Annotated in this window: 28 protein-coding genes and 1 pseudogene; 12 read left to right on the plus strand and 17 right to left on the minus strand. The window is 66.0% G+C overall.

Annotated features, from left to right (window positions below; translation table 11 throughout):
• Positions 1 to 131: 131 nt before the first annotated feature.
• The 16 genes from tatC to ACVCMJ_RS12355 all read right to left on the minus strand — a co-directional run bounded on the left by tatC (position 132) and on the right by ACVCMJ_RS12355 (position 11,541).
• A complete protein-coding gene (gene tatC, locus ACVCMJ_RS12280) occupies positions 132 to 944 on the minus strand; it encodes a twin-arginine translocase subunit TatC (RefSeq protein ID WP_447081682.1) in 813 nt (270 codons plus the stop codon).
• A gap of 8 nt (positions 945 to 952) precedes the next feature.
• The gene (gene tatB / locus ACVCMJ_RS12285; RefSeq protein ID WP_447081683.1) at positions 953 to 1,567 is read right to left on the minus strand and encodes a Sec-independent protein translocase protein TatB; all 615 of its coding nucleotides are present in this window, start codon (positions 1,565 to 1,567) and stop codon (positions 953 to 955) included.
• Positions 1,568 to 1,587: 20 nt separating this feature from the next.
• A complete protein-coding gene (gene tatA / locus ACVCMJ_RS12290; protein ID WP_447081684.1) occupies positions 1,588 to 1,821 on the minus strand; it encodes a Sec-independent protein translocase subunit TatA in 234 nt (77 codons plus the stop codon).
• Positions 1,822 to 1,829: 8 nt separating this feature from the next.
• Positions 1,830 to 2,198 carry a histidine triad nucleotide-binding protein gene (locus tag ACVCMJ_RS12295; protein ID WP_447081685.1) on the minus strand — a complete coding sequence of 123 codons (369 nt, stop codon included), beginning with the start codon at positions 2,196 to 2,198 and terminating at the stop codon, positions 1,830 to 1,832.
• 81 nt (positions 2,199 to 2,279) lie between these two features.
• Positions 2,280 to 2,627 carry a phosphoribosyl-ATP diphosphatase gene (locus ACVCMJ_RS12300; RefSeq protein WP_447081686.1) on the minus strand — a complete coding sequence of 116 codons (348 nt, stop codon included), beginning with the start codon at positions 2,625 to 2,627 and terminating at the stop codon, positions 2,280 to 2,282.
• A 57-nt stretch (positions 2,628 to 2,684) separates the two neighbouring features.
• Positions 2,685 to 3,134, minus strand: coding sequence for a phosphoribosyl-AMP cyclohydrolase (gene hisI, locus ACVCMJ_RS12305; protein ID WP_447081687.1), 450 nt, complete (start codon positions 3,132 to 3,134; stop codon positions 2,685 to 2,687).
• Positions 3,131 to 3,958 carry an imidazole glycerol phosphate synthase subunit HisF gene (gene hisF, locus ACVCMJ_RS12310; RefSeq protein WP_447081688.1) on the minus strand — a complete coding sequence of 276 codons (828 nt, stop codon included), beginning with the start codon at positions 3,956 to 3,958 and terminating at the stop codon, positions 3,131 to 3,133. Before hisF ends, hisI begins: the two co-directional genes overlap by 4 nt.
• Entirely contained in the window at positions 3,955 to 4,776 is an 822-nt protein-coding gene (gene hisA / locus ACVCMJ_RS12315) for a 1-(5-phosphoribosyl)-5-[(5-phosphoribosylamino)methylideneamino]imidazole-4-carboxamide isomerase (protein ID WP_447081689.1), read from the minus strand. The genes hisF and hisA overlap by 4 nt, the downstream gene beginning before the upstream one ends.
• Before the next feature lie 63 nt (positions 4,777 to 4,839).
• Entirely contained in the window at positions 4,840 to 5,484 is a 645-nt protein-coding gene (gene hisH, locus ACVCMJ_RS12320; RefSeq protein WP_447081690.1) for an imidazole glycerol phosphate synthase subunit HisH, read from the minus strand.
• A 79-nt stretch (positions 5,485 to 5,563) separates the two neighbouring features.
• Complete coding sequence (gene hisB, locus ACVCMJ_RS12325; protein ID WP_447081691.1) at positions 5,564 to 6,151, minus strand: imidazoleglycerol-phosphate dehydratase HisB; 588 nt, start codon at positions 6,149 to 6,151, stop codon at positions 5,564 to 5,566.
• 23 nt (positions 6,152 to 6,174) lie between these two features.
• A complete protein-coding gene (gene hisD, locus ACVCMJ_RS12330; RefSeq protein WP_447081692.1) occupies positions 6,175 to 7,476 on the minus strand; it encodes a histidinol dehydrogenase in 1,302 nt (433 codons plus the stop codon).
• A gap of 154 nt (positions 7,477 to 7,630) precedes the next feature.
• Positions 7,631 to 8,296 (minus strand): ATP phosphoribosyltransferase, encoded by a 666-nt coding sequence (gene hisG / locus ACVCMJ_RS12335; RefSeq protein WP_447081693.1) that lies wholly within the window; start codon positions 8,294 to 8,296, stop codon positions 7,631 to 7,633.
• Positions 8,297 to 8,420: 124 nt separating this feature from the next.
• Positions 8,421 to 9,674, minus strand: coding sequence for a UDP-N-acetylglucosamine 1-carboxyvinyltransferase (murA, locus tag ACVCMJ_RS12340; protein WP_447081694.1), 1,254 nt, complete (start codon positions 9,672 to 9,674; stop codon positions 8,421 to 8,423).
• A complete protein-coding gene (locus tag ACVCMJ_RS12345; protein ID WP_447081695.1) occupies positions 9,667 to 9,918 on the minus strand; it encodes a BolA family protein in 252 nt (83 codons plus the stop codon). Before ACVCMJ_RS12345 ends, murA begins: the two co-directional genes overlap by 8 nt.
• A 4-nt stretch (positions 9,919 to 9,922) precedes the next feature.
• Positions 9,923 to 10,714 (minus strand): ABC transporter permease, encoded by a 792-nt coding sequence (locus ACVCMJ_RS12350; protein WP_447081696.1) that lies wholly within the window; start codon positions 10,712 to 10,714, stop codon positions 9,923 to 9,925.
• Positions 10,711 to 11,541, minus strand: coding sequence for an ABC transporter ATP-binding protein (locus ACVCMJ_RS12355; protein ID WP_447081697.1), 831 nt, complete (start codon positions 11,539 to 11,541; stop codon positions 10,711 to 10,713). Before ACVCMJ_RS12355 ends, ACVCMJ_RS12350 begins: the two co-directional genes overlap by 4 nt.
• Positions 11,542 to 11,755: 214 nt before the next feature.
• On the opposite strand from ACVCMJ_RS12355, the gene ACVCMJ_RS12360 reads away from it, so the two are divergent.
• The 12 genes and pseudogenes from ACVCMJ_RS12360 to ACVCMJ_RS12415 all read left to right on the plus strand — a co-directional run bounded on the left by ACVCMJ_RS12360 (position 11,756) and on the right by ACVCMJ_RS12415 (position 23,769).
• Positions 11,756 to 12,583, plus strand: a complete 828-nt coding sequence (locus tag ACVCMJ_RS12360) for an ABC transporter ATP-binding protein (protein ID WP_447081698.1) — start codon at positions 11,756 to 11,758, stop codon at positions 12,581 to 12,583.
• Entirely contained in the window at positions 12,580 to 13,365 is a 786-nt protein-coding gene (gene mlaE / locus ACVCMJ_RS12365) for a lipid asymmetry maintenance ABC transporter permease subunit MlaE (protein WP_447081699.1), read from the plus strand. Before ACVCMJ_RS12360 ends, mlaE begins: the two co-directional genes overlap by 4 nt.
• Before the next feature lie 63 nt (positions 13,366 to 13,428).
• Positions 13,429 to 14,034 (plus strand): outer membrane lipid asymmetry maintenance protein MlaD, encoded by a 606-nt coding sequence (mlaD, locus tag ACVCMJ_RS12370; protein ID WP_447081700.1) that lies wholly within the window; start codon positions 13,429 to 13,431, stop codon positions 14,032 to 14,034.
• 92 nt (positions 14,035 to 14,126) lie between these two features.
• Complete coding sequence (locus ACVCMJ_RS12375; RefSeq protein WP_447081701.1) at positions 14,127 to 14,975, plus strand: MlaA family lipoprotein; 849 nt, start codon at positions 14,127 to 14,129, stop codon at positions 14,973 to 14,975.
• Between the two features lie 48 nt (positions 14,976 to 15,023).
• Positions 15,024 to 15,680, plus strand: coding sequence for an MlaC/ttg2D family ABC transporter substrate-binding protein (locus ACVCMJ_RS12380; RefSeq protein WP_447081702.1), 657 nt, complete (start codon positions 15,024 to 15,026; stop codon positions 15,678 to 15,680).
• A 582-nt stretch (positions 15,681 to 16,262) separates the two neighbouring features.
• A complete protein-coding gene (locus ACVCMJ_RS12385; RefSeq protein WP_447081703.1) occupies positions 16,263 to 17,528 on the plus strand; it encodes an ABC transporter substrate-binding protein in 1,266 nt (421 codons plus the stop codon).
• A gap of 72 nt (positions 17,529 to 17,600) precedes the next feature.
• Positions 17,601 to 18,476 carry a branched-chain amino acid ABC transporter permease gene (locus tag ACVCMJ_RS12390; RefSeq protein ID WP_447081704.1) on the plus strand — a complete coding sequence of 292 codons (876 nt, stop codon included), beginning with the start codon at positions 17,601 to 17,603 and terminating at the stop codon, positions 18,474 to 18,476.
• A 71-nt stretch (positions 18,477 to 18,547) separates the two neighbouring features.
• Positions 18,548 to 19,948, plus strand: a pseudogene (locus tag ACVCMJ_RS12395) (ABC transporter permease subunit); the annotation flags it as partial.
• 231 nt (positions 19,949 to 20,179) lie between these two features.
• Positions 20,180 to 20,968: an ABC transporter ATP-binding protein gene (locus ACVCMJ_RS12400; protein ID WP_447082764.1), complete on the plus strand. Its 789-nt coding sequence runs from the start codon at positions 20,180 to 20,182 to the stop codon at positions 20,966 to 20,968.
• A 37-nt stretch (positions 20,969 to 21,005) separates the two neighbouring features.
• Positions 21,006 to 21,788 (plus strand): SDR family oxidoreductase, encoded by a 783-nt coding sequence (locus ACVCMJ_RS12405; protein ID WP_447081705.1) that lies wholly within the window; start codon positions 21,006 to 21,008, stop codon positions 21,786 to 21,788.
• Between the two features lie 12 nt (positions 21,789 to 21,800).
• Positions 21,801 to 22,754, plus strand: coding sequence for a 3-hydroxyacyl-CoA dehydrogenase (locus ACVCMJ_RS12410; protein ID WP_447081706.1), 954 nt, complete (start codon positions 21,801 to 21,803; stop codon positions 22,752 to 22,754).
• Positions 22,755 to 22,836: 82 nt separating this feature from the next.
• Positions 22,837 to 23,769: a 3-keto-5-aminohexanoate cleavage protein gene (locus ACVCMJ_RS12415; RefSeq protein WP_447081707.1), complete on the plus strand. Its 933-nt coding sequence runs from the start codon at positions 22,837 to 22,839 to the stop codon at positions 23,767 to 23,769.
• Positions 23,770 to 23,813: 44 nt separating this feature from the next.
• Here ACVCMJ_RS12415 and ACVCMJ_RS12420 read toward each other — a convergent pair whose 3' ends face one another.
• A complete protein-coding gene (locus ACVCMJ_RS12420; protein ID WP_447081708.1) occupies positions 23,814 to 25,277 on the minus strand; it encodes a glutamate synthase subunit beta in 1,464 nt (487 codons plus the stop codon).
• Between the last annotated feature and the right edge of the window lie 13 nt (positions 25,278 to 25,290).

Here is a 25,290-nt window from a genome sequence, read left to right on the forward strand (position 1 = left end):
CGCTCACAAATGGCGGTTTAGAAGCATAGCAGGCGATTTATGCACGGTTTTGCACCCCCCGGAAAAAAGAGGCCGACGGTCTCTCGGTGAACGGATGCGGACGAGCGCCCCATAGATGGAGCGAGATTAGGTCAATCGCCGGTATGGTCGGCGCTGTCGGTCGTGGTGACGTCGCGGGCGATGTCGGCTTCGTCCTGCGCTTCGGCCGTCTTGCGCTTTTCGATGGCGGCGCCGGCCAGGATGCCGATCTCGTAGAGCAGGCACAGCGGCGCGGCCAGCATGGTCTGGCTCAGGACGTCCGGTGGCGTGATGATGGCCGCGAGCACGAATGCACCCACGATCACGTAGCCGCGCACTTCCCGCAGCTTCTTCACGGTGACCATGCCGGTCTTGACCAGCAGGACCACGGCGATGGGAACCTCGAACGCCACGCCAAACGCCAGGAACAGCGTCATGACGAAGTCCACGTAGGCCTCGATGTCCGGCATCATCTCGATCGACGATGGGGCGATGTTGGCGAAGAACCGGAACACTGTCCGGAACACGATGAAGTAGCAAAAAGCCATCCCGGTCAGGAACAGCACCGTGCTGGAGATGATGAGCGGCAGCGCCAGGCGCTGCTCGCTGCGATACAAGCCTGGAGCGACGAACGCCCAGACCTGGTAGAGCACGAAAGGCAGGGAGATCACGAAGGCCACCAGCAGGGTGACCTTCAGGGGAATGATGAACGTGGTGGTGATGCCGATGGCCACCATGTGAGAGCCTTGCGGAAGCGCCGCCAGCATCGGTCGCGCCAGCAGGTCATAGATCCGGTCCGATCCCGGAAAGATGAACAGGATCACCGCTACCACCAGCACGGACAGGACCGCCTTCATCAGGCGGGAGCGCAGTTCGATCAGGTGGGAGAGGAAGGAGTCCTGCGTGTCTTCGGAAGCGTCTGTCATGCCGGCATTCAATGGCTGGATTCGGTGGATGTCGGGGCGGGCGCCGCCGCCGCAGGCGAGGGAGCGCGATCGGAGGTGGGGCTGGTAGCCGCCGACTCCCCGGAAGATCCGGCGGTTGCCGGTGCGGCGGGCGCCGCCGGTTGGGCGGGTGCTGCGGGCTCAGCCGCCGCGACCGGACCCGGTTGCTGGGATGCCGATGGCGTATCCGCAACAGGAAGGGCCGGCGCCGGCGCCGCCGCGGGGGCCGCGACCGGTGGCGCCGCCGCATCAGGGGCGCCCGCCGGTTCGGTCGGCGACCCTACGTTCAGCGCCTGGCGCGCTTCTTCCAGGTCGCCCTTCAGTGCTTGCGCCGGTGCATCGACGGCGGATTTGAATTCTTCGGCCGAGGCGGTCAGCGATGATTGCACCGAGCGCGCGGCATCCTCCATCTGGTGCTTGATGTCGCCGATGTCCTTCAGGTCCATTTCCTTCTGGATGTCGGTCTTGACCTCATTCACGTAGCGCTGGGCACGGCCCAGCAGATGCCCGACCGTGCGGGCAACCTTGGGCAGGCGTTCGGGGCCGATGACGATGAGCGCGATGACGCCGATCACCATCATCTCGCTGAAACTCATGTTGAACATGGAGCTTCCGGTTCGGGGGCCTAGGCGTCGGTCTTTTCGCGGGCCTGGACGTCAACCGTGTTGTCGTCCTCGACCTTCTGGGTCACGGACGGAGCGACAGGCGTCGTCTCGTCGTGGGCGTCCTTCATGCCTTTCTTGAAGCCCTTTACGGCGCCCCCCAGATCCTCACCGATGTTGCGCAGTTTCTTGGTGCCGAAAATCAGCGCGACGATGACCAGCACGATCAGCCAGTGCCAAATGCTGAAACTTCCCATGGGATCTCCTAAGCAGCCGGGGCCGCACGTTTGTTCCAGGGGCGCGCGCCGCCCAGAATATGAAAATGCAAATGATCGACTTCCTGGCCGCCTTCGGTGCCCGCGTTGGCCACGAGACGGAAGCCGCCGGCCGGCAGCGGGTTAGCCCCGTTCTTGAATGCCAGTCTGGGCGCGAGCTGCATCATGCGCGCCAGCCACTCGCTGTCTTCCGGACCGATATCGGCAAGCGAAGCCACGTGGTGTTTCGGAATCAGCAGCAAGTGGACGGGGGCGGCGGGATTGATGTCGTGGAAGGCGATGAATTCGTCGTCCTCGTGCACGATCCGGGCCGGGATCTCGTGCCGGGCGATCTTACAGAACAGGCAATCGTGGCTCATGGGCTTCGGAAGGTGGGCCGGACATCGACCCGTCAAACTCGTATCTTGCCACATTTTGCGTGGCTGCTGGGAGGGGGCCGTTCAGACGCGATTGCGCGACGCCTTTTCCTCCAGGCCGGACAGCCCTTCGCGGCGGGCCAATTCGGCCAGCACGTCCTCTGGGCGCAAGTTGAAATAAGTAAGCGCGACCAGGCAGTGGAACCACAGGTCGGCGGTCTCCGCGATGATGCGGTCGGGGATTCCGTCCTTGGCGGCCATGACGAGCTCGGTGGCCTCCTCGCCGACCTTTTTCAGGAAGGCATCCGGGCCCCGCGACAAGAGCCGGGCCGTGTACGATGTGGCGGGATCGCCGCCGCGATCGGGGCGGCGCGTGGCCAGGGTGTCCGCCAGGCGGGCGAGCAGGTCGGAGGGAGTATCAGAAGCAGTCATGGGTCAGGGGGCCGGCCGCGGGGCGTTCCGGCGCGTCGAAAATGAGGGGGCGGTCAGTCAAGAGGACGTTCTGTCGGTGTGCCCCGGGTGGTCGTACATGTCGTGCGGGTCCTTCAGGACCGGATCCGTCACCGTCCAGCCCGGGGCCGGCGGCGCGTCGTCAAGGCGGCGGAAGAAGCAGCTCTCGCGCCCCGTGTGGCAGGCAATGCCCCCCGTCTGGGTGATGGACAGCAGCAGCACGTCGCCATCACAGTCCAGCCGGATTTCGTGGACGGTCTGCGTATGGCCGGATTCCTCGCCCTTGCGCCACAAGCGCCCGCGAGACCGTGAAAAATAGACCGCCTGGCCGGTGCGCACGGTTTCCCGTAATGCTTCGGCGTCCATCCAGGCCATCATCAGAACTTTGCCCGTATGGGCGTCCTGGGCGATGGCGGGAACGAGGCCCTGGGGGTCGAAACGGATCTCGGCCAGCCAGTCGGGCGACGATGAAGTGGTCGGGACGCTCATGATGCAACCGGTTCGGGCGCGCGCCGCATGGGGATGCCTTGCGCGGCGAGATGGGCCTTGGCCTCGGCGAGGGTATATTGGCCGAAGTGGAAGATGCTGGCGGCCAGGACGGCGCTGGCGTGCCCCTTCGTCACCCCGTCGGCAAGATGCTGCAGCGAGCCCACGCCGCCCGAGGCGATGACCGGGATAGGCACGGCATCCGACACCGCGCGCGTGAGTTCCAGGTCGAATCCGGACTTGGTGCCGTCCCGGTCCATGCTGGTCAGCAGCAGCTCGCCCGCGCCGGCGTCGGTCATGCGCCGCGCCCATTGCACCGCGTCCAGCCCGGTGGGCTTGCGCCCGCCGTGGGTGAAGATTTCCCAGCGCGGCGGCTCGCCGGCGGCCGAGACCCGGCGTGCGTCCAGCGCCACCACGATGCACTGCGACCCGTGGTGGCTCGCGGCCTCGGCCACCAGTTCGGGACGGGCCACCGCCGCGCTGTTGATGGAGACCTTGTCCGCTCCCGCGTCCAGGAGGCGCTGGATATCGGAGACTTGGCGCACGCCCCCGCCCACGGTCAGCGGAATGAACACCTGGCGGGCAACGGCTTCGATGATGGGCAGGATCAGCCCCCGCCCGTCCGAGGTTGCGGTGATGTCCAGGAAGGTCAGTTCGTCGGCGCCTTGCTCATCATAACGGCGGGCGATCTCGACCGGGTCGCCGGCGTCCGCCAGATTGACGAAATTGACGCCCTTCACCACCCGGCCGGCATTGACGTCCAGGCAGGGGATGATGCGGCAGCACAGGCCCGAACGGGACGCTGCGGAGGGGGCCGCATCCGTCATGCGGCGGGCTCCTGCCGGGTGCCGTTCGTGGTTCCGTCCCCCGTTCCTCCTTCCGGTTCATCGCCGGACTTGGCGTCGGCGTCTTCCAGTGAGTCGGCCAGCGCCTGGGCGGCGGCGAAGTCCAGCGTGCCCTCGTACAGACTGCGGCCCAGGATCGCGCCTTCGATGCCCTCGCCCTGCACCGCGCACAGTGCGCGGATATCGTCCAGCGAAGCCACGCCGCCGGAGGCGATCACCGGCACCCGTACGTGCTGCGCCAGCCGTACCGTGGCCTCGACGTTCACGCCCGACAGCATGCCGTCGCGTCCGATGTCGGTGTAGACGATGGATTCGCAGCCGTAGTCTTCGAACTTGCGCGCCAGATCCAGCACGTCGTGGCGTGTGAGCTTCGACCAGCCGTCGGTGGCGACCTTGCCGTCGCGCGCGTCGAGCCCCACGATGATGTGGCCCGGGAAGGCCGAGCAGGCGTCGCTCAGGAAGCCGGGGTCCTTCACGGCCGCCGTGCCGATGATCACGTAGGACAGGCCATGGTCCAGGTAGTATTCCACCGTGTCGAGGTCGCGGATGCCGCCGCCGATCTGGATGGGGATGTCCTCGTCCGTGGCGGCCACGATGGCTTCGATCGCGGCGCGGTTGCGCGGTTTGCCCGCCACGGCGCCGTTCAGGTCCACCAGGTGCAGGCGCCGGGCGCCCTGATCCACCCATTGGGTGGCCATGGCGGCGGGGTCCTCGGAAAAAACAGTGGCGTCGTCCAGGTCTCCCTGGCGCAGGCGCACGCAGCGCCCGTCTTTGAGGTCGATGGCGGGGATCAGAAGCATGATCGTCGAGTTCAGTGCGGGAAAGTGGTGGTTCGGACGAGCGGTGATCGTCCGGTCAGGACATCAAGGTTGCCAGTGCACGAAGTTGCGGTAAATCTGCAGACCCGGTGCAGCGCTCTTCTCTGGATGAAACTGTACGGCAAAAATATTGGCGGCGGCAATCGCGCAGCAGAAGTCATGTCCGTAGAGCGCGGTACCCGCGATCGCGGCTTCGTCCTGGGGCACGGCGTAATAGCTGTGGACGAAGTAGAACGGCGTATCCTGGGGCACACCCCGCCAGAGCGGGTGGTCGCGCGTCTGCCGCACCGCATTCCAGCCCATGTGCGGCACTTTGAGCGCCATGGTGCCGTCAGCGGGCGCCTGGAAAGCCGGACCCGAGAATCGTTGCACCCTGCCGGCAAACAGTGCCAGTCCCGGCGTATCGCCCTCGTCGCTGCCTTCGAACAGCATCTGTTCGCCCACGCAGACGCCCAGCAGCGGCTTGCCGCGGGCGGCGGCGAGCACGGCTTCGTACAGGCCCGATGACTCGAGCGTGCGCATGCAGTCCGGCATGGCTCCCTGGCCGGGAAAGACGACACGGTCAGCCGAGGCGATTTCAACCGGGCTGCGGGCCACGACGATGGTCTGATCCGGGGCGGCGGCCTGCAAGGCCCGCGCCACGGAGTGGAAGTTGCCCATGCCGTAGTCAACGATGGCGATGCGTGTCACGATGCGGGGTCCTCGGTCGGTGGGTAGTGTGCTGTCTGGTCAGCGGGTGCGCCCGACATCGAATGAGCCGGGCGGCGTCCTAGAGCGCGCCCTTCGTCGACGGGATCGTTCCTCCCGCGCGCGGATCGATTTCCGTGGCCATGCGCAGCGCGCGGCCAAACGCCTTGAAGATCGTCTCGCACTGGTGGTGGGCGTTTTCTCCGCGCAGATTGTCGATGTGCACCGTGGCCTGGGCGTGGTTGACGAAACCCTGGAAGAATTCCCGCGCCAGATCCACGTCGAAGCTGCCGATGCGCGCGCGGGTGTAGTCCACGTGATAGAACAGGCCCGGCCGTCCGGACAGGTCCACCACCACGCGCGACAGGGCCTCGTCCAGCGGCACATAGGCATGGCCGTAACGGCGCAGTCCGGCCTTGTTGCCGGCGGCCCGGGCAAAAGCCTGGCCCAGCGTGATGCCGACGTCTTCGACACTGTGGTGGTCGTCGATGTGGGTGTCGCCCTGGCAGCGGATGTCCAGATCGAACAGTCCGTGGCGGGCGATCTGGTCCAGCATGTGGTCCAGGAACGGCACGCCGGTGTCCAGCGTGCGTTGCCCGGTCCCGTCCAGGTCAAGGGACACGCGGATGCGGGTTTCCTGGGTATTGCGTTCGATAGTGGCGGTGCGCATGAAGGATTTCGTCCGTCGGTTCGTCAGTCGGCCAGCCGCAGGCGGGCGCTTTGGGCGTGGGCGTACAGGCCCTCGCCCCGGGCGAGGGTATCGGCGATGCGGCCCAGCGTCTGCGAGCCGGCCTGCGACACCTGGATGAGGCTGCTGCGTTTCTGGAAATCGTACACTCCCAGCGGCGACGAGAAACGCGCCGTACGCGCCGTGGGCAATACGTGGTTGGGTCCGGCGCAGTAGTCGCCCAGCGGTTCGGAACTGTAGGCGCCCAGGAAGATCGCTCCCGCGTGGCGGATGGCGGGGAGCAGCGCCTGCGGATCGCGTACGGACAGCTCCAGGTGTTCAGGGGCGATGCGATTGACGATCTCGCAGGCCTGGTCCAGGTCGCGCACGTGGATGAGCGCGCCTCGGCGCGCCAGGCTGGCGCGCAGGATGTCCACCCGCGGCTGGCGCGGCAACGCATCCGCCATGGCGGCCTCGACCGCATCCAGATAGGCGGCATCCGGACACAGCAGGATCGCCTGGGCGAGCTCGTCGTGCTCGGCCTGGGAAAACAAGTCGATCGCCAGCCATTCGGCCGGTGTGCTGCCATCGGCCAGCACCAGGATTTCCGACGGACCCGCAATCATGTCGATGCCCACCGTGCCGAAGACGCGGCGCTTGGCGGCGGCCACGTAGGCGTTGCCGGGACCGGTGATCTTGTCCACGGCCGGCAGCGTCCGCGTGCCATAGGCCAGTGCGCCGACCGCCTGGGCGCCGCCGACTGCGAAGACGCGGTCTACGCCGCCCAGCATCGCGGCCGCCAGCACCAGTGGATTGCGCGTGCCGCCGGGCGTAGGGGTGACCATGATGAGTTCCGGCACCCCCGCGACCTTGGCCGGGATGGCGTTCATCAGCACCGACGAAGGATAGGCGGCTTTGCCGCCCGGGACGTACAGCCCGGCGCGATCCAGCGGCGTGATCTGCTGACCCAGCACTGTGCCGTCGGGTTCCGTGTAGGTCCAGGTCTGGGCGACCTGATGTTGGTGGTAGCGGCGCACACGATCGGCAGCGGCTTCCAGCGCGGCGCGCTGGTCGGCAGGGAGATTGTCGAGGGCCGCCCGCAGGTCGGCGCGCGGAATTTCCAGCGCGGCCACGGTGTCGGCCGCGACGTGATCGAAGCGCCGGGTGTAGTCCAGCACGGCGGCATCGCCGCGCGTGCGAACGTCTTCCAGGATGTCGCGCACCGTGGTTTCGATGGCATCGTCCTGGGAAGCGTCGTAGGCCAGCAGGCGGGCCAGGGCCGCGTCGAAGTCGGCGGCGCGGGCGTCCAGGCGGTTGATGAGAGGCATGGTGAATTCAAGTCAGGGGGACACGGCTGGCGCATGATCGTTGCCGGCGAGCCTGTGATGTCCCGGATCCCCTATGTTAGCCGGATTTCTCCTCGGCTGCGGCAGGGTGGCAGCGCCAGCCGCGAGGCGGTCCCGGACGCGATGCCCGCGAAGTCTACGCCATCTGTGCCGAGGCCCGATCGAAGGCATCCAGGATGGGTTGCAGGCGCGCGCCCTGCATTTTCAACGCCGCCTGGTTCACAATGAGGCGCGATGAGATCGGGCGGATCTCCTCGACTTCGACCAGATGGTTGGCGCGGATGGTGCCACCCGACGAGATCAGGTCCACGATGGCGTCGGCCAGACCCACCAGCGGAGCCAGTTCCATGGAGCCGTACAGCTTGATCAGATCCACGTGCACGCCCTTGGCGGCAAAGTGCTCGCGGGCGGCGCGTGTGTATTTGGTGGCAATGCGCAGTCGGGATCCCTGGTGCACGGCGCCTTCATAGTCGAAACCTTCCGGGGCGGCGACGGACAGCCGGCAGCGCGCGATGTTGAGGTCGATGGGCTGGTACAGCCCGCCCGGGTGGTGGGCCTCGTGCTCATAGAGCACGTCCTTGCCGGCAATGCCGAAGTCGGCCGCGCCATATTGCACGTAGGTGGGCACGTCCGAGGCGCGCACGATGATGATGCGCAGGTCGTCCGAGTCGGTCGGCAGGATGAGCTTGCGCGACGATTCCGGGTTTTCGGGCACGCCGATACCGGCCGCGGCCAGCAGCGGCAGGGTCTCGTCGAAAATGCGCCCCTTGGAGAGCGCGAGGGTAAGCGGTGCAGTCGCCATCAGATTTTACCTGCCAAATGGAAAAGATCCGGATGGATGCGGCGCCCGGACAAGGCGCGAACCGCAGCGATAGTACAACTATCGCGAGGATTTGCAACGCCGTAGGGGCGGCGCAGGCGCCGGATCATTGAATTCGTTGGATATCGGCGCCCAAAGCCTGAAGCTTGCGTTCCATGCGCTCGTAGCCGCGATCCAGGTGGTAGATGCGTTCCACCGTGGTCTGGCCGTGCGCCGCCAGTCCCGCAATCACCAGGCTCGCCGATGCCCGCAGGTCGGTGGCCATGACCGTGGCGCCCAGCAGCCCCGGGATGCCCTTGACCACTGCGGTGTGCCCGTCGATCTCGATGTCGGCACCCATCCGGCAGAGCTCCTGGACGTGCATGTAGCGGTTCTCGAAGATGCTTTCGGTGATCACGGCCGTGCCCTCGGCCAGCGCGTTCAGCGCCATCAACTGGGCCTGCATGTCCGTCGGAAAGCCGGGATATTCGCTGGTGCGGAACCCCGTGGCTCGCGGCCGCCCCGCCATGCGGGCCCGGATCCAGTCCTCGCCCGTCGTGATCTCCAGCCCGGTGTCGCGCAGCTTGTCCAGCACGGCGCCCAGGATGTCGGGCCGGACCTGGCGCAGCGTGATGTCGCCGCCGGCGGCCGCGACGGCGCACAGGAAGGTACCGGCCTCGATGCGATCGGGCACGACGCGGTGCCCGGCACCGTGCAGGCGGTCCACGCCTTCGATCACGATGCGGTCAGTACCGTGGCCTTCGATGTGCGCGCCCATGGCGATCAGCACGTTGGCCAGATCCACGACTTCCGGTTCACACGCCGCATTCTCCAGTACCGTGCGGCCATCGGCCAGGGCAGCCGCCATGAGCAGGTTCTCGGTACCCGTCACGGTGACCATGTCGGTCACGATGTTCGCGCCCTTCAGCCGGGGCGCCTGGGCGACTACGAAGCCGTGTTCGATGCGGATGTCCGCACCCAGGGCCGCGAGCCCCTTGATGTGCTGATCCACGGGCCGCTGACCGATGGCGCAGCCGCCCGGCAGGCTGACGCGCGCATGGCCGAAGCGCGTCAACAGCGGCCCCAGCACGAGGATGGAGGCGCGCATGGTTTTCACCAGTTCGTAGGGCGCCTCCTGGCTGTGGATGCGGTCGGCCCGCAGCGTCACGCTTTCGTCATCGTGGCGTTCGGCGCGCATGCCCATGCGCGAGAGCAGCGACAGCGCGGTGGCGATGTCGCGCAGCGCCGGGACGTTGGTCAGTTCCAGCGGTTCGTCGGTGAGCAGGGCCGCGCACAGGATGGGCAGGGCCGCGTTCTTGGCCCCTGAAATGCGGACTTCGCCCTTCAGTGGATGGCCGCCCTGGATGAGCAGCTTATCCATTCTTGGGCTGGTCGGCGTATTCGGCCGGCGTCAGGGTGCGCATGGACAGCGCGTGGATTTCCTCGCGCATGCGCTCGCCCAGCGCCTGGTAGACCACCTGGTGACGCTCCAGGGTGCGTTTGCCTTCGAACACCCGGCTGACGATCAGCGCCTCGAAGTGGGCACCGTCGCCCCGGACTTCCAGGTGTTCGCACTCCAGGTGCTCGGCGATGTATTCACGGACGTGTTCGGGAGTGGTTTGCATGATTTCAGCTCCGTAGTTTGTAGCCGCTGGCCAGCAGGCGCAGGGCAAACAGGCTCAGGGCGACGGCAACGGCGAGCACGATGACCACGCCGCGCCAGGGAGAGACGTCCGACAGGGCAAAGAACCCATAGCGGAAGCCGTCGATCATATAAAACACCGGGTTCCAGCGCGAGACGGCTTGCCAGAAAGGCGGCAGACTATAGATCGAGTAGAACACGCCGGACAGGAATGTGGCCGGCACGATGAGAAAATTTTGAAAGGCCGCGAGCTGGTCGAATTTTTCCGACCACAGGCCCGCGATCAGGCCCAGTGTGCCCAGGATCCAGCACGACAGCACGGCGAACGTCAGCAGCCACAGCGGTTCGTGCACCGGCATCCATACGAAGAACAGGGCCACTGCCCAGATACAGGCGCCCACCATCAGCCCCCGCGCGACCGAAGCCACCAGGTAGGCGGCAAAGATCTGGCGGTGGGAAAACGGCGGCAGCAGCACGAAGATCAGATTGCCCGTGATGCGGCTCTGGATCAGCGACGATGAGGGATTGGCGAAGCTGTTCTGCAGCATGCTCATCATCATCAGCCCCGGAATCAGGAAAGCCGTGTATGAAATGGCGCCGTAGACCTGGACGCGATCTTCGAGCACGTGCGAGAAGATGAGCAGGTACAGCAGGGCGGTCACCACGGGCGCTGCGATCGTCTGCGTGGCGACCTTCCAGAAGCGCATCAGCTCCTTGTGCAGCAGGGTGGGAAAGCCGGAGCCCATCTCCGGACGCGCCTGCGAAGTTGGCCGGATCATGGGTCCACCTCCAGGGCGGGAGTCTGGGCGACTTCGGGAAGCGTGACGTCGTGGAGGGTGTCATCGTGCATGATGTGCACGAAAGCCTCCTCCAGATCGCCGCCGCCGAAGCGCGCCATGATCGCCTGGGTGGTGTCCAGCGCCACGACGTGGCCGGCTTTCAGCATGGCCACACGCCCGCACAGCGCCTCGGCTTCTTCCAGGTAGTGCGTGGTGAGCAGGATGGTGTGCCCCGCCTGGTTCAGCCGCGTGATGAAGTCCCACAGCGCGCGGCGCAGGTCCACGTCCACGCCGGCGGTCGGTTCGTCGAGAATGATGACCGGCGGGCGGTGCACCAGCGCCTGGGCGACCAGCACGCGCCGCTTCATGCCGCCCGACAGGGCCCGCATGTTGGTGTCGGCCTTGTCCAGCAGTCCCAGGTTCTCCAGAACCTCGTCGATCCAGTCGTCGTTGTTGCGCAGCCCGAAGTAGCCCGACTGCAGGCGCAGCGTCTCGCGCACGGAGAAGAAGGGGTCGTAGACGATCTCCTGCGGGACGACGCCCAGCGACTGGCGGGCGCGCCTGAAGTCGGTCACCACGTCGTAGCCGCAGACCTCGGCGCGGCCCTGGCTCGCGCGCGCCAGCCCGGCCAGGATGGAGATCATGGTGGTCTTGCCTGCGCCATTGGGTCCCAGCAGGCCGAAGAATTCGCCGTGCTCTACCGTCAGGTTGACCTCGTGCAATGCCTGGAAGCCGGGGGCCACGGGACGGCCGAGCACGCGGTCGCGCAGCCGTTGGCGCGCGGGCGCATAGGTCTTGGAGACGTGTTGCAGGTCAAGAGCAGGCATGAGCAAAGAGAGGGCCCCGAAAAATGAGCCCAATTGAGCATTATAAGCGGTACATGGGGGCCGGTGCCGAAGCCGGCGCAGGGCGGCGGCGGACGCAGCCGCCTGGGGGATGGACCCTGACGCGCTCCGATGAGCGCGTGCAACGTTGTCACACTTGTGTAAGCGTGCTTGCATGACCGCCGGTACAATCCCTGATGACTGATTCCATGATCCCATGACGCCTCCTTCCACTCCCATTGTGACTTTTGACGGTGTTTCGCTGGGCTACGGCGACTTCACCGTCCTGAGCGGCATCGACCTCCAAGTCTTGCCGGGCCAGGTCGTGGCCATGATGGGGGGCTCGGGGTCGGGCAAGACCACCTTGCTGAGAGCGACGACCGGGCAATTGCTGGCGCGGTCGGGCACTGTGCGGGTCTTTGGCGAGGACATCGCGACGCTGCATGGCGAAGCGCTGCGGAAGGCCCGCCAGCGCATGGGGGTGCTGTTCCAGGGCGGGGCGCTGTTCACGGACCTGGACGTCTTCGAGAACGTGGCCTTCCCGTTGCGCGAACACACGCGCATTTCCGAGGCCCAGATTCTGGAGCGGGTGCTCGACAAACTGCAGGCGGTGGGTCTTCGCCGCGCGGCGCACCTGCGCATCTCCGAGATCTCCGGCGGCATGGCGCGGCGCGTGGCGCTGGCCCGCGCGATCGTGCTGGAGCCCAATCTCATCCTGTACGACGAACCGTTTGCCGGCCTGGACCCGATCTCGCTGGGAATCACCGCGCAGCTCATCCGCAACATGACCGACCAGTTGGGCTGCGCGTCCATTTTGATCACCCACGACGTGGCGGAATCCTTCCCGATCGCCGACCAGGTGTATCTGATCGGCCAAGGCCGCCTGCTGGCGCACGGCACGCCGGACGACCTGTCCGCATCCAAGGACGACTATCTGCAGCAGTTCCTGCAGGGGCGGCCGGACGGTCCGATCGGCTTTCACTACCCGCTCACGCCGGCCTTCGAGCGCTGGCTGGCGGGCCGCCGCGGGGCCATCAGCGCATGAATCTGACTCCATCCATCGCCGGCCTGGGACGAGGCTTCGTGGCCATGATCACCGGCCTGGGCGCGTTCGCCCGGTTGTTTGGCGCCATCGTGGCGCGCAGCAGCGTGCTGTGGCGGCGCCCCCGCCTGACCGCCCAGCAGGTGCATTTCATCGGCAACCATTCACTGCTCATCATCGGCGTCTCGGGCCTGTTCGTGGGCTTCGTGCTGGGGCTCCAGGGCTATTACACGCTGAACCGCTACGGCTCCGAAGAAGCGCTCGGCTTGCTGGTCGCGTTGTCTCTCACCCGCGAGCTGGGGCCGGTGGTCACGGCGCTGCTCTTTGCCGGGCGGGCGGGCACCTCGCTCACGGCGGAAATCGGCCTGATGAAGGCGGGTGAACAGATCTCGGCCATGGAAGTGATGGCCGTGGACCCCGTCCGGCGCGTGCTGGCGCCGCGCTTCTGGGGCGGGGTGATCGCCATGCCCGTTTTGGCCGCCGTGTTTTCCATGGTGGGCATCATCGGCGGCTGGTTCGTGGGCGTGATGCTGATCGGCATCGACCCGGGAGCCTTCTGGTCGCAGATGCAAGGGGGCGTGGACGTGATCAAGGACGTGCTGAACGGCGTCATCAAGAGCGTCGTCTTTGGCGTCGTGGTGACCTTGATCGCGCTCTACCAGGGATGGACCGCGCAGCCGACGCCAGAGGGCGTCTCCCGCGCGACCACGCGCACGGTGGTCAATGGCGCGCTGGCGGTACTGGGGCTGGACTTCCTGCTCACGGCGCTGATGTTCGCCAACTGACGCGCGACAACGGACCACGGGTGAAATTTGTCTGCAAACGATAGCGATTGACGGAACGACTCCATGACACGCGAAAGAACCGATTTCTGGGTAGGCCTGTTCATCCTGCTGGGGCTGATTGCGCTGGTGTTCCTGGCGCTGCGAGCGGGCAACATGAGTTCGTTCTCCTTTGCGCCGACCTATCGCGTCGCGGCTCACTTCGACAACGTGGGCGGGCTGAAAGTGCGCGCGCCCATCAAGAGCAGCGGCGTCGTCGTCGGACGCGTGGCCGCCATCGGCTTTGACAACAAGCGCTTCCAGGCGACCGTCGACATGGATCTGGAACGGCAATATCAGTTTCCCGACGACACCTCGGCCTCCATCCTGACCTCCGGTCTGCTGGGCGAACAGTACATAGGGCTGACGCCGGGAGGCGACGACAAGTCCCTGAAGGACGGAGGCGAGATCCAGTTCACCCAGTCGGCCGTCGTGCTCGAAGACCTGATCAGCAAGTTCCTGTACAACTCGGCCGAGAAGCAGGGCTCGGCGCCGGGCAGCCCGGCATCGAATCCCGCAGCGCCCGCCGCATCCGCCGCATCCGCCGCTGGGAAGCCGCCCGGCCAGGGCGCTCCGGCTGCCGCCGTTGTTCAACCGGGCGCTGCCGCCCCCGCGGCCCCCCATGCCCAGTAGCACGCATGCCGCGCCCGCCACGGCCAGACGTCACCGGCATCGGGCGCGAAACCGTTACAATACGCGACAATCCTCCTTGAATTGCACGCATCATGAATCCCGCCCCCTCTCTTTCTCCTGAACCAGCGGGCGCCCGGCGCCCGCTGACCCGGCTGTGCCTGGGGCTGGCGACGGCCGCGCTGTTGGCGGGCTGCGCCCACGTGCGGAACCCGGCGCCCAATGACCCCTGGGAATCCTACAACCGGGGCATGTACGCCTTCAACGACACGGTGGACCGTGCGTTCCTCAAGCCGATTGCCACGGGCTACGAAAAGGTCACGCCCCGGCCCGTGCGTACCTGCATCCATAACATTTTCGGGAACCTGGGCGACGTGTGGTCGGGCATCAACAGCCTGCTCCAGGGCCAGGGGCGCGACTTCGTGGATACGCTGGGCCGCGTGCTGTTCAACAGCACGATGGGTCTGGGCGGTTGCATCGACGTCGCCTCCATGAACGGCGCGCGCAAGATTCCCAACGACTTCGGCATGACCCTGGGCGTCTGGGGTTTTGGCGCGGGCCCCTACTTCGTCCTGCCCTTCCTGGGCCCCAGCACGGTGCGCGACGCGGCCGGTACGGCCGTGAGCCTGGCCTCGCCCATCTCGCCCACTGCGGCAATCTTTGCCATCGACAACGTGCCGGTCCGCAACTCCATCGTCGGCCTGTACATCGTGGACACGCGTGCCGGTCTGCTCCAGGCGGACCGCCTCGTGGACCAGATCGCGCTGGACAAGTACAGCTTCATCCGCGACGCCTATCTGCAGCGCCGCAAGGCCCTGCTGGACAGCCTCAACCGCAGGGAGCACGGCGGCACCGCCGGCGCGGAGCAGCCGAAGCAACAGCCGGTTGCACAGGACCAGAATCTTCCGGTCTATGATGACCCGGACAGTCAACCGCTGCATTGACGCAGCATGGATGAGCCCCGCTCCGCCGGCGGGGCGCCGGAGCTTTCGATGATCTTGTCTCGCTATCTGCCGTCCTTGTACCGCCTGGCCCGCACGGGGCTGCTGGGCCTCGCGCTCGGGGCAGCGGCTGCCGGTTCCGCACAGGCGGCCGAACGCGCCGTGGACCCCAAGGCGGCACCGGACGTCTTCCTCACGGCGGTTGCCAACAACATGCTGGACGCGGTGAAGGCCGACCCTCAGGCCCTGCAGGGCGACACCGGGCACATCACGACCCTCGTGCGCAAGTACGCTTTGCCCTATGTGGACATGAACAAGACGACGCGCCTGGCGGCGGGGCGCTATTGGCGCCAGGCTTCGCCCGAACAGCAGGCCGAGCTGGTCAAGGCGTTCACCGGCACCCTGATCCGGACCTACAGTGGCGCCTTCACGCGGGTTACGCCGGACACCAAGATCACGATGCTGCCGTTCCGGGCGGGCGACAAGCCCGATGACGCCGTGGTGCGCACGACTGTGTCGCAGCCGAATGGCGCCCCCATTGGCGTCGATTACCGGCTGGAGAAAAGCGACGGCAGCTGGCGCGTCTACGACCTGAACGTCGAGGGCATCTGGCTCATCCAGAACTACCGCAACCAGTTCACCCAGGAAATCGGCCGTAGCGGCATCGACGGCCTCATCAAGGCGCTGAACCAGCAGGGCGCACGCTGACCCCGTCTGCAGCCCGGTTGCGGACTCGGCACAGGCGCTTCGGTTAGCGCCGCCGTATTCCCGCAAGGCCCCCCACCTCAAGCCAGATCTTCTGATCCCCCGGAGATGTCACTCCGGCGGCACAGGGACGCACCCCCATTGGCGGGTGCGACCTCCAGCGCATGATCGGCCACCAGACCGATAGACGAGGCTGGCGCGCCGGCTTCATGCTCACGCCCAGCGCATCCGCAGCCGAACGCAACGTGAGCGGATTTCCCGGCAATACCTGTGCCGCCGGCACGATTTCCTTGGTTCGTCGGGATCCGTGCAGACCCACGGCGTTTCGCGGTGCGCATGCGGCCTGGGCCGTGCATTCCTGGAATCGGATTGTAAATGCAAGGGGAAACCCTATTGTAATCTGTGATCACAGATGAATAAGATAGACCGGTTCGCAGCAAGAGAACGTTTCTCTTGCAGCCTGTTGCGGGGGCGGACAAGGCGCGTAGTTAATACATCCGGGGTGCGAGCGGACAGGCAACTGACCAATCCTTGCCACGTTTCGAACGGCGTGGCGCGATGCGTCGAAATCCACAGGAGAAGACTATGTCAGGCAAAGAAGTGACACCCGGCCGCAAAGGCATCAGCCGGCGCGGCTTGTTCAAGGCGGGCGCCGCGGGTCTGGTGACGGGAGTGGCGGGCGCTGTGCCATTCGCGCGGTACGCACTGGCTGCCGAGCCCATCAAGATCGGCGTCCTGCTGTCGAAATCCGGCACTTACGCGGTGCAGGGCGAACAGGGCTACAACGGCGCGACGATCGCCGTGTCCGACGCCAAAAGCGAGGTGCTGGGCCGGCCGATCCAGCTGGTCTGGCTGGACGAGAATGGGCCGCAGACCACGCAGCAGAACATGCTGCGCCTCATCCAGCAGGAAAAAGTCGTCGCCGTGCAGGGCGGCATCTCCAGCGGCGACATCCTGGCCATCATGCCGGTGGCCGAACGCGAAAAGACGCTGCTGATGGCGACGGGTCCGAATGCCACCGAGATCACGGGCGAAAAGTGCGGCCGCTACACGTTCCGCGTGGACCTGCCCAATTACGAAACCGTGCGCAGCATCTACCCGGCGTTCTCCAAGAATGGCAAGAACTGGTATTTCCTCTACGCCTCCTACGCCTGGGGGATCGACGGCTTCAAGCAGATGAGCGCCCTGCTGCAGGCGGACGGCGGCAAGATCGCCGGCGCCGACCAGACGCCGCTGGGGACCACGGACTACAGCTCGTTCATCCTGAAAATCGTCGCTGCGAAGCCGGATGCCATCTTCGTGGGCCTGGGCGGCAGCGACCTGACCAATTTCCTCAAGCAGTTCAAGCAGATGGGGTTGACCGGCAAGATCCCGGTCTCTTCACTGGTCTGCAATGACACCGACCTGTGGTCGGCGGGGCCCGAGGCAGCGACCGGCATCTATCCGAAGATCTGGAATTGCACGGGCGCGCAGAATACCGAGGCGAGCCATAACTTCGCCAAGGAGTACCAGGCGAAGTTCAAGTCGGCCCCGGAATCCGAGGCATGGCAGGACTGGTTCGGCGCCACGGCCATCATCACGGCGATCCGCGAGACGGGCTCCACTGACGCCCGCAAGCTGGTTGAATTCCTCGAAGGCCACAAATTCGACGGCTTCAAGAAGGACGCCATGTACTTCAGGCCCTGGGATCACCAGCTCATCCAGCCCACGCTGATCGCGCAGGTCAAATCCAAGATCACCGACAAGTACGACTACTTCGACATCCTGGAAGAAGTCCCGGCGAAGGGCCAGACCATGGACGCGCTTTACGGCTCCCAAAAAGAGTCCCTGTGCAAGATGCCGGCACTGTAATCGGGCCCTTGGGCGCGCCTGGGCCGTGACGCGCACGGCCCCGGCGTCCGCCCGCCACAGAGGTATTTGTCGATGAACGCTACGCTGCTTGCGTCACAGCTCATGAATGGGCTGGTTCTCGGGTTCCTTTACGTGCTCATTGCGGTGGGCATGTCCATCATCTTCGGGATGCTGGGCCTGGTCAATTTTGCCCATGGCGCATTCTTTGCGCTGGGCGCCTACCTCGCCTTGAGCCTGAGGCCCGTCCTGGGCTTCGGCGGGGCACTGGTGGTGGCGCCCCTGCTCGTCGGCGCGATCAGCCTGATCGTGGAGCGCACGCTGCTGCGGCCGCTCTATGACAAGGAGCCGCTGCTCAGTCTGCTGCTCACGTTCGGGCTTGCCCTTTTCATCCAGGAGCTCATCCGCACGCTCTGGGGTGCCATGGGTCACCCTTTCGACACGCCGGATTTCCTGTCGGGGTTCCTGACGTTCGGTCCCGTGCTCGTGACCCAGTACCGGCTCGCCGTCCTGGTGGCGACCATCCTGATCCTGGTGGCGACCTGGCTCTTTCTGGAAAAGACGCCCTATGGCCGCATCGTGCGGGCCGGTTCGCGCGACCCGGAGATGGTGAGCATGCTGGGCATCAACCTGAAACGGGTCTTCATGTTCATTTTCGCGCTGGGCTGCCTGCTGGCGGGCGCCGCCGGAGTGCTGGCCGCGCCCCTGTGGAGCGTGGTGCCGTCCATGGCCGAACAGGCCATCATGCCGGCTTTCGTGGTGGTCGTGATCGGCGGCCTGGGGAGCCTGCGAGGCGCGGTGGTGGCCGGCCTGATGGTGGGCATCGCCGTGGCGTTCACCATCCAGTTCTGGCCGGTGGCCTCCACGTCCGTCATGTATGTGCTGATGATCATTGTCCTTTTGCTGTTTCCTCGCGGGCTGTTTGGCGAACGCTGGGAGCGTTTCGAATGAAAAGGCTGCCGCGCGGACTCTCCCACCCGGTCGTGGTGCTGGCCATCGTTTTCATCCTCCTGCCCCTGGCGATGACGGCGGCGGGTTCCACCGTGAGCCTGGCCACCCAGGTGGTGATCTACACGCTCTACGGGATCGCCTACAACCTGCTGCTGGGCTATACCGGCATGGTCTCCTTCGGCTCGTCGATCTTCTTCGGCATGGCGAGCTACGCGAGCGCGCTGTTCGCGCTGCACGTGTCGCAGAACGTGGTGCTGTCGCTCATCGTCGGCACCGTATTCGCCGCGCTGCTGGGGCTGCTGGTGGGCGGGCTGGCCCTGCGCCGCAGGGGCCTGTATTTCGCCCTGCTGACGCTGGCCTTCACCCAGCTTTTCTATGAAATCTGCTTCCGCTGGACGAGTTTCACCGGCGGGGAAAACGGCTTGCAGGGCGTGCTGCGCCCGGGGTTGCAGAACGGCTGGTGGTATTACCTGTTCTGTGCCGTCATCGTGGTGATCTGCGCCTGGCTCTTGAACCGTATCGTGCATTCACCGTTCGGCCGGGTGCTGCAGGCCATCCGCGACAATGAAAAGCGCGTGCAATACCTGGGCTACGACCCCTGGGGCTACAAGCTCAGCGCCATGGTGCTGCACGCGGCCTTCATCGGCCTGGGCGGCAGCATGCTGTCGATGCTCATCCACGGGGCGTACGCCGACAACCTGAACTGGCAGCACGCCGGCGACCCCATCATGATGACCCTGCTGGGGGGCATCCACCACTTCCTGGGGCCGCTGTGGGGCGCGATCATCTACATCAACCTCAGCGACCAGCTCAGCGCCTTCACGGAACACTGGTGGCTCATCTTCGGTGCGCTGATCATCGCAGTCGTGCTGCTGTCGCCCGAAGGCCTGAGCGGAGTCTACGCGCGGCTGCGAGGCCACGGCCGATGGAGCCTGACGCGTACGCCGCTGCCTGACATGCCGCCGGCGCTGCCCGATCCGTTTGCGGTCCAGCGGTCGGTCGAGCATCGGACCATTCTCGAAGTCAGCCACCTGAGCAAGCGGTTCGGGCATGTGGTGACCGCCGACGACATCAGTCTCAAGATCACCGCCGGGACCGTGCATAGCCTCATCGGACCGAATGGCGCGGGCAAGACCACGCTCTTCAACATGCTGACCGGTCTCATTCCCCACGACCAGGGGAACATCGCCTTCAAGGGCCGCGACATCGGCGCGCTGCAGGTCCACGAGCGGACCCGGCTGGGGATGTCGCGCTCGTTTCAGGTGGTCAGCCTGCCGGCCAACCTGACGGCCCTGGAAGCCGTGCGCGTGGCGGCGCAGGCCAGCTCCGCACACAGGGCTTCGCTGTGGCGGGATGCCTATGACCTGTCCGAGCCGCTGGAACGGGCCTGGGGACTGCTCAAGGCCGTGGGTCTGGCGGGCAAGGCGGGTGAAATCACCAGCAATCTGCCGCACGGCGAGCAGCGCCTGCTGGACATCGCCGTCACGATGGCGACGAGCGCCGAACTGCTGCTGCTGGACGAGCCGCTGGCAGGGTTGGCCGATGCGGACCGGGAACGCATCGGGACGCTGATCCGCCGACTGGCCGGGCACTACACGATCCTGCTCATCGAGCATGACATCGACCGCGTGCTGGCGCTCTCGGACCGCATCACGGTGCTGCATCAGGGGCGCCTGATCGCCGACGGGGATCCTCGGGCCGTGGTGAGCGACCCCGAGGTCGTCAAGGCCTATCTGGGCGAGCATGCCGAGTCCCGGACCATTGCGCCTTCCCTTGCAGGGAAGCCGGCCGGCGCATCGGACCGGCCTATCCTGGCGCTCAAGGACGTGGTGTCGGGCTACGATGGCAGCAGCGTGCTGGACGGCCTCTCGCTCGAGGTCCGCGAGGGCGAGGCGATCGCGCTGCTGGGCCGAAATGGCGTGGGCAAGACCACCACGCTCTACACCATCATGGGTCTGCTGGCGGCCCGTAGCGGCCATCTGCAATTCGGCGGGGCCGACATCACCCGGATGCCGACCCATCAGATCAACCGCCTGGGGCTGGTCATCGTCCCGCAGGGGCGGCGTGTTTTTCCCAACCTTACCATCCTGGACAATCTGCTGATCGCGCGCCGGCCGGGCGGGCGGGAGGTGAAGGACGTGTTCGAGCTGTTCCCGAAGCTCGGTACCCTTCAGACCTCCCTGGGCGGCAATCTCAGCGGCGGGGAGCAGCAGATGCTGGCGATTGCGCGTGCCCTGATGGCGCCCGCGAGGCTCATCCTGCTCGATGAACCCTTCGAGGGCCTCGCCCCTGCGATCGTCAGTGAGGTGCTGGAGGCGGTGGTCGAGCTCCGCAGGCACACCAGCATTCTCCTGGTGGAGCAGCGCATCGATCTGGCCCTGCAGATGGTGGACCGGGCCTACATCATGGTGAACGGCCACGTGGCTTACGAGGGCGCAGCGGCCGATCTCCAGCAGAACAAGGAACTTCAGGTGAAGCTGCTGGGTGTCTGACGGCAGCGGTTTGCAGTGCAATCAAATCGAGGAAAGCATGTTTGAAGAATACGGTATGAAGGGTCGGAAGGTTCTGGTCACGGCGGGGGCAAGCGGCCTGGGCCTGGAGATGGCGAAGGTGTTTTCGGCCGCTGGCGCGGCGGTGCTGGTGTGCGATGTGGATCAGCAGGCGCTGGCACAGGCGCGCACCGGGATCGCGGGCCTGCACACGACGGTCGCCGACGTCTCCGATGAAACCAGCGTCGCGGCGCTGTTCGAGGAGGTCCGCGCCCGCTTGGGCGGGCTCGACGTGCTGGTGAACAACGCGGGCGTGGCCGGGCCTACCGGCTACGTGGAAACGCTGAGCAAAACCGACTGGGACCGGACGCTGGCCGTCAACATCACCGGGCAGTTCCTGTGCGCGCGGCTCGCGGTGCCGCTGCTCAAGCAGTCCAAGGCCGGCGCCATGATCAATCTGTCATCGGCCGCCGGACACCTGGGTTTTGCGGGCCGTTCCGCCTATGCCGCCTCCAAATGGGCCGTCGTGGGCTTCACCAAGACGCTGGCCATCGAGCTGGGCAAATTCGGCATCCGGGTCAATGCGATTCTTCCGGGGGCAGTGGAGGGGCCGCGCATCCGCGCGGTTATCGCCGCCAAGGCCAAGACACTGGGTGCACCCGTCGAGGAGATCGCCCGCGCCTACGAGGATCAGTCGGCCATGGGGCGCATGGTCTCGGCGCGCGACATCGCCAACATGGTGCTGTTCGCGGCAAGCGACATGGCCGGCAGCGTCAACGGGCAGGCGCTGGCCGTGGACGGCCTGACCCAGGCCCTGATCTGACCGGAGGCGGACATGGATGTTGCTGTCATTGGCACCGGGCTTATCGGACAGGCTTGGGCGATCGTTTTCGCCCGCGCCGGGTACGGAGTCAGGCTATGGGATAACGATCCCCAGGCGCGTGTGCGTGCGGTGGAATTGATCGCGGGACAGGCCCGGCTGCTCGAACAGCAGGAACTGCTGGCCGACGCGGAGGGGCTGGTCGGGCGGGTGCGTGTCTGCAACCCGCTCGAGGAAGCGCTGCAAGGCGTGTCCTACGTCCAGGAGAACCTGCCTGAAAAACCGGACCTCAAGCGCGAGATCTTCCGCCGGATGGACGCGCTGGCGTCGGCCGATACGGTGCTCGCGAGCTCGACCTCCAGCATTCCGGCCTCAGTATTCACCGAGGACCTTCCCGGGCGCGGCCGGTGCCTGGTCGCGCATCCCGTGAATCCGCCTTACCTGGTTCCGGTGGTCGAACTGTGCGGGGCGCCGTGGACGGATGCCACGACGCTGGAGGCGGCCCACCGCATCCAGTCCGAAGCCGGCCAGAAGCCGGTGATCGTGCGCCGGGAGCTGGAAGGTTTCGTCCTCAATCGCCTCCAGGGCGCCTTGCTGCGCGAGGCGTTCCGCCTGGTGCGGGACGGCACCATCACGGTGGAGGATCTGGACGTCACGGTGAAGGATGGCCTGGGGCTGCGCTGGGCCTTCATGGGCCCCTTCGAGACCATCGACCTGAATGCCCCCGAGGGCGTGGCCGACTATTGCGACCGCTACGGCGGCATGTACGCCTCGATCGCCCGGTCGCAGCGGGACTGCGAGCGGTGGTCCGCCGATACCGTACGCGAGGTCGAGCGGCAGCGGCGCGAGCGGCTGCCCGAGTCCGAGCTGCTGCGGCGCCGCTTGTGGCGTGACCAAAGGCTCATGTCGCTGCTGCGCTACAAGCGGCAGGCCGAAGCCGCGGACGCCGCCTCGCCGCCAGCCCGCTGAGCACCGTATGCCCTACCTGCAGACGCCGGCCCGCGAAAGGCCTGCGCCGTTTCATCACTGATACCCTGAAAGAGGAAACATCATGGCCCACAAACGTAAAGCCATCATCACTTGTGCCGTCACGGGCGCCATTCATACGCCCAGCATGTCGCCGCATCTTCCGGTCACGGCCGACGAGATCGCCGAGGCCGGCATTGCCGCAGCAAAGGCGGGCGCCGCCATCCTGCACCTGCACGCCCGCGATCCCAAGGATGGACACCCGTCGCAGGATCCGGAGCTGTTCCGGCCGTTTCTCGCGAAGATCAAGGCGAGCACCGACGCCGTGATCAACATCACCACGGGCGGCAGCCCGCACATGACCGTCGAAGAGCGCATGCGGCCGGCCATGACGTTCAAGCCGGAGGTCGCCTCGCTCAACATGGGATCCATGAATTTCGGCCTGTTCCCGATGCTGCAGCGGTTCAAGGATTTCCAGTATGACTGGGAACGCGCCCATCTCGAAAACAGCCGCGACCTGATCTTCAAGAACACCTACAAGGACATCGAGACGATCCTCACCCGCGGCACCGAGAACGGCACGCGCTTCGAGTTCGAGTGCTACGACATCAGCCACCTCTACAACCTGAAGCACTTCTTCGATCGAGGCATTGCCAAGGGACCGCTGTTCATCCAGTCCGTCTTCGGCATCCTGGGCGGCATAGGCCCCGACCCAGAGGATCTGATGCACATGCGCCGCACGGCCGACCGCCTGTTCGGCAACGATTACCAGTGGTCCATCCTGGGCGCGGGGCGCAACCAGATTCCGCTGGCCACCATGGGCGCTGCCATGGGCTCCAACGTGCGGGTGGGCCTGGAAGACTCGCTCTGGATCGGACCGGGCCAGCTCGCGGCCTCGAACGCCCAGCAGGTCAGCCGCATCCGGGTGATCCTCGAGGCCCTGAACATCGACATCGCCACGCCGGACGAGGCGCGCGAGATCCTGCAGCTGAAGGGCCGCGACAAGGTGAATTTCTGAGTTCTTGAAGCGCGGCGGGGCGGGGCAGCCCGCCGCGCCCGCGCTCAGCGCGGCAACAGCGAACTGCCCATCAGGTATTCGTCGACCGAGCGTGCGCACTGCCGGCCTTCGCGGATGGCCCAGACCACCAGCGATTGCCCGCGGCGCATGTCGCCGGCGCTGAAGACTTTCTCGCGGCTGCTGCAGTAGTCGTCGGTGTTGGCCAGCACGTTGCCGCGCGGGTTGACGTCCACGCCGAATGCATCCAGCACGGCCCGCACGGGCGATACGAACCCCATGGCCAGGAGCACCAGGTCGGCCTGCATCTCGAAGCGCGAGTCCTTCATTTCCTTCATTTTCAACTGGCCGGTGGCGCGGTCCTTGGTCCATTGCAGGCGCGACGCCACCAGCTTCTCGACCTTGCCGCCCTGGCCCTCGAAGGCCTGCGTGCCCACGGCCCAGTCGCGCTGGCAGCCTTCCTCGTGGGAGCTCGAGGTGCGCAGCTTGATGGGCCAGTACGGCCAGGTGAGCATCTTGTCTTCCTGCTCGGGGGGCCGCACCATCAGTTCAAATTGCGTCACCGAGGCCGCGCCCTGGCGGTTGCTGGTGCCCACGCAGTCCGAACCGGTGTCGCCGCCACCAATGACGATCACGTGCTTGCCCTTGGCGTTGATGGGCTTGTCGATACGGTCACCGTGGTTGATCTTGTTCTGCTGGCGCAGGAACTCCATCGCGAAGTGCACGCCGCCCAGGTCGCGCCCGGGGATCGGCAGATCACGCGGGTGCTCGCAGCCGCCCGCCAGCACCACCGCGTCGAACTGCGCGAGCAGCTCGTCGGGCGTCACCACGGTCAGGCCCTCGGGCGCGTCTTCAGCCCGGCCCACATAGGTGGACGGCAGGAATTCGATCCCCTCGGCCTCGAGCTGCGCCAGGCGCCGGTCGATGTTGACCTTCTCCAGCTTGAAATCCGGGATCCCGTAGCGCAGCAGGCCGCCGATGCGGTTGCTCTTCTCGAACACCGTGACTTGATGGCCCACGCGCGTCAACTGCTGCGCGCACGCCAGGCCCGACGGGCCCGATCCGATCACGGCCACCTTCTTGCCCGTCTTGCGGGCCGGCGGCTGCGGCACCACCCAGCCTTCGGACCAGCCGCGCTCGATGATCGTGTGCTCGATGGACTTGATCCCCACGGCCGTGTCGTTCAGATTCAAGGTGCAGGCTGCCTCGCAGGGCGCCGGACAGATGCGGCCGGTGAATTCCGGAAAGTTGTTGGTGGACAGCAGGACGTCCAGCGCATGCTTCCAGTCGGACTTGTAGACCAGGTCATTGAAGTCCGGGATGATGTTGTTGACCGGACAGCCGTGGGTACAGAACGGCACGCCGCAATCCATGCAGCGGGCGCCCTGGATCCGCGCCTCTTCCTCGGTCAGGGGCTTGATGAATTCCTTCCAGTGGTGGACGCGCCCCTGGGCGGGCTCGGTGGCCGGCTTGACCCGCGCGTATTCCATGAAACCGGTGATCTTTCCCATGATGTGTTTTTCC

It is taken from the genome of Castellaniella sp. UC4447_H14 (assembly GCF_052978285.1).

What these genes read in the sequence shown, in the direction of transcription:
- ACVCMJ_RS12350 (WP_447081696.1), bottom strand. Translation starts at nt 10,714, where the DNA reads ATGATCCGGCCAACTTCGCAGGCGCGTCCGGAGATGGGCTCCGGCTTT.
- ACVCMJ_RS12355 (WP_447081697.1), bottom strand. Translation starts at nt 11,541, where the DNA reads ATGCCTGCTCTTGACCTGCAACACGTCTCCAAGACCTATGCGCCCGCG.
- ACVCMJ_RS12295 (WP_447081685.1), bottom strand. Translation starts at nt 2,198, where the DNA reads ATGAGCCACGATTGCCTGTTCTGTAAGATCGCCCGGCACGAGATCCCG.
- tatC (WP_447081682.1), bottom strand. Translation starts at nt 944, where the DNA reads ATGACAGACGCTTCCGAAGACACGCAGGACTCCTTCCTCTCCCACCTG.
- ACVCMJ_RS12345 (WP_447081695.1), bottom strand. Translation starts at nt 9,918, where the DNA reads ATGCAAACCACTCCCGAACACGTCCGTGAATACATCGCCGAGCACCTG.
- hisA (WP_447081689.1), bottom strand. Translation starts at nt 4,776, where the DNA reads ATGCTTCTGATCCCCGCCATCGACCTCAAAGACGGGCGCTGCGTGCGC.
- hisF (WP_447081688.1), bottom strand. Translation starts at nt 3,958, where the DNA reads ATGACGGATGCGGCCCCCTCCGCAGCGTCCCGTTCGGGCCTGTGCTGC.
- ACVCMJ_RS12420 (WP_447081708.1), bottom strand. Translation starts at nt 25,277, where the DNA reads ATGGGAAAGATCACCGGTTTCATGGAATACGCGCGGGTCAAGCCGGCC.
- mlaE (WP_447081699.1), top strand. Translation starts at nt 12,580, where the DNA reads ATGAATCTGACTCCATCCATCGCCGGCCTGGGACGAGGCTTCGTGGCC.
- hisG (WP_447081693.1), bottom strand. Translation starts at nt 8,296, where the DNA reads ATGGCGACTGCACCGCTTACCCTCGCGCTCTCCAAGGGGCGCATTTTC.
- hisD (WP_447081692.1), bottom strand. Translation starts at nt 7,476, where the DNA reads ATGCCTCTCATCAACCGCCTGGACGCCCGCGCCGCCGACTTCGACGCG.
- ACVCMJ_RS12360 (WP_447081698.1), top strand. Translation starts at nt 11,756, where the DNA reads ATGACGCCTCCTTCCACTCCCATTGTGACTTTTGACGGTGTTTCGCTG.
- ACVCMJ_RS12415 (WP_447081707.1), top strand. Translation starts at nt 22,837, where the DNA reads ATGGCCCACAAACGTAAAGCCATCATCACTTGTGCCGTCACGGGCGCC.
- ACVCMJ_RS12375 (WP_447081701.1), top strand. Translation starts at nt 14,127, where the DNA reads ATGAATCCCGCCCCCTCTCTTTCTCCTGAACCAGCGGGCGCCCGGCGC.
- murA (WP_447081694.1), bottom strand. Translation starts at nt 9,674, where the DNA reads ATGGATAAGCTGCTCATCCAGGGCGGCCATCCACTGAAGGGCGAAGTC.
- ACVCMJ_RS12385 (WP_447081703.1), top strand. Translation starts at nt 16,263, where the DNA reads ATGTCAGGCAAAGAAGTGACACCCGGCCGCAAAGGCATCAGCCGGCGC.
- tatB (WP_447081683.1), bottom strand. Translation starts at nt 1,567, where the DNA reads ATGTTCAACATGAGTTTCAGCGAGATGATGGTGATCGGCGTCATCGCG.
- mlaD (WP_447081700.1), top strand. Translation starts at nt 13,429, where the DNA reads ATGACACGCGAAAGAACCGATTTCTGGGTAGGCCTGTTCATCCTGCTG.
- ACVCMJ_RS12300 (WP_447081686.1), bottom strand. Translation starts at nt 2,627, where the DNA reads ATGACTGCTTCTGATACTCCCTCCGACCTGCTCGCCCGCCTGGCGGAC.
- hisI (WP_447081687.1), bottom strand. Translation starts at nt 3,134, where the DNA reads ATGAGCGTCCCGACCACTTCATCGTCGCCCGACTGGCTGGCCGAGATC.
- hisB (WP_447081691.1), bottom strand. Translation starts at nt 6,151, where the DNA reads ATGCGCACCGCCACTATCGAACGCAATACCCAGGAAACCCGCATCCGC.
- tatA (WP_447081684.1), bottom strand. Translation starts at nt 1,821, where the DNA reads ATGGGAAGTTTCAGCATTTGGCACTGGCTGATCGTGCTGGTCATCGTC.
- ACVCMJ_RS12410 (WP_447081706.1), top strand. Translation starts at nt 21,801, where the DNA reads ATGGATGTTGCTGTCATTGGCACCGGGCTTATCGGACAGGCTTGGGCG.
- ACVCMJ_RS12390 (WP_447081704.1), top strand. Translation starts at nt 17,601, where the DNA reads ATGAACGCTACGCTGCTTGCGTCACAGCTCATGAATGGGCTGGTTCTC.
- ACVCMJ_RS12380 (WP_447081702.1), top strand. Translation starts at nt 15,024, where the DNA reads ATGATCTTGTCTCGCTATCTGCCGTCCTTGTACCGCCTGGCCCGCACG.
- ACVCMJ_RS12405 (WP_447081705.1), top strand. Translation starts at nt 21,006, where the DNA reads ATGTTTGAAGAATACGGTATGAAGGGTCGGAAGGTTCTGGTCACGGCG.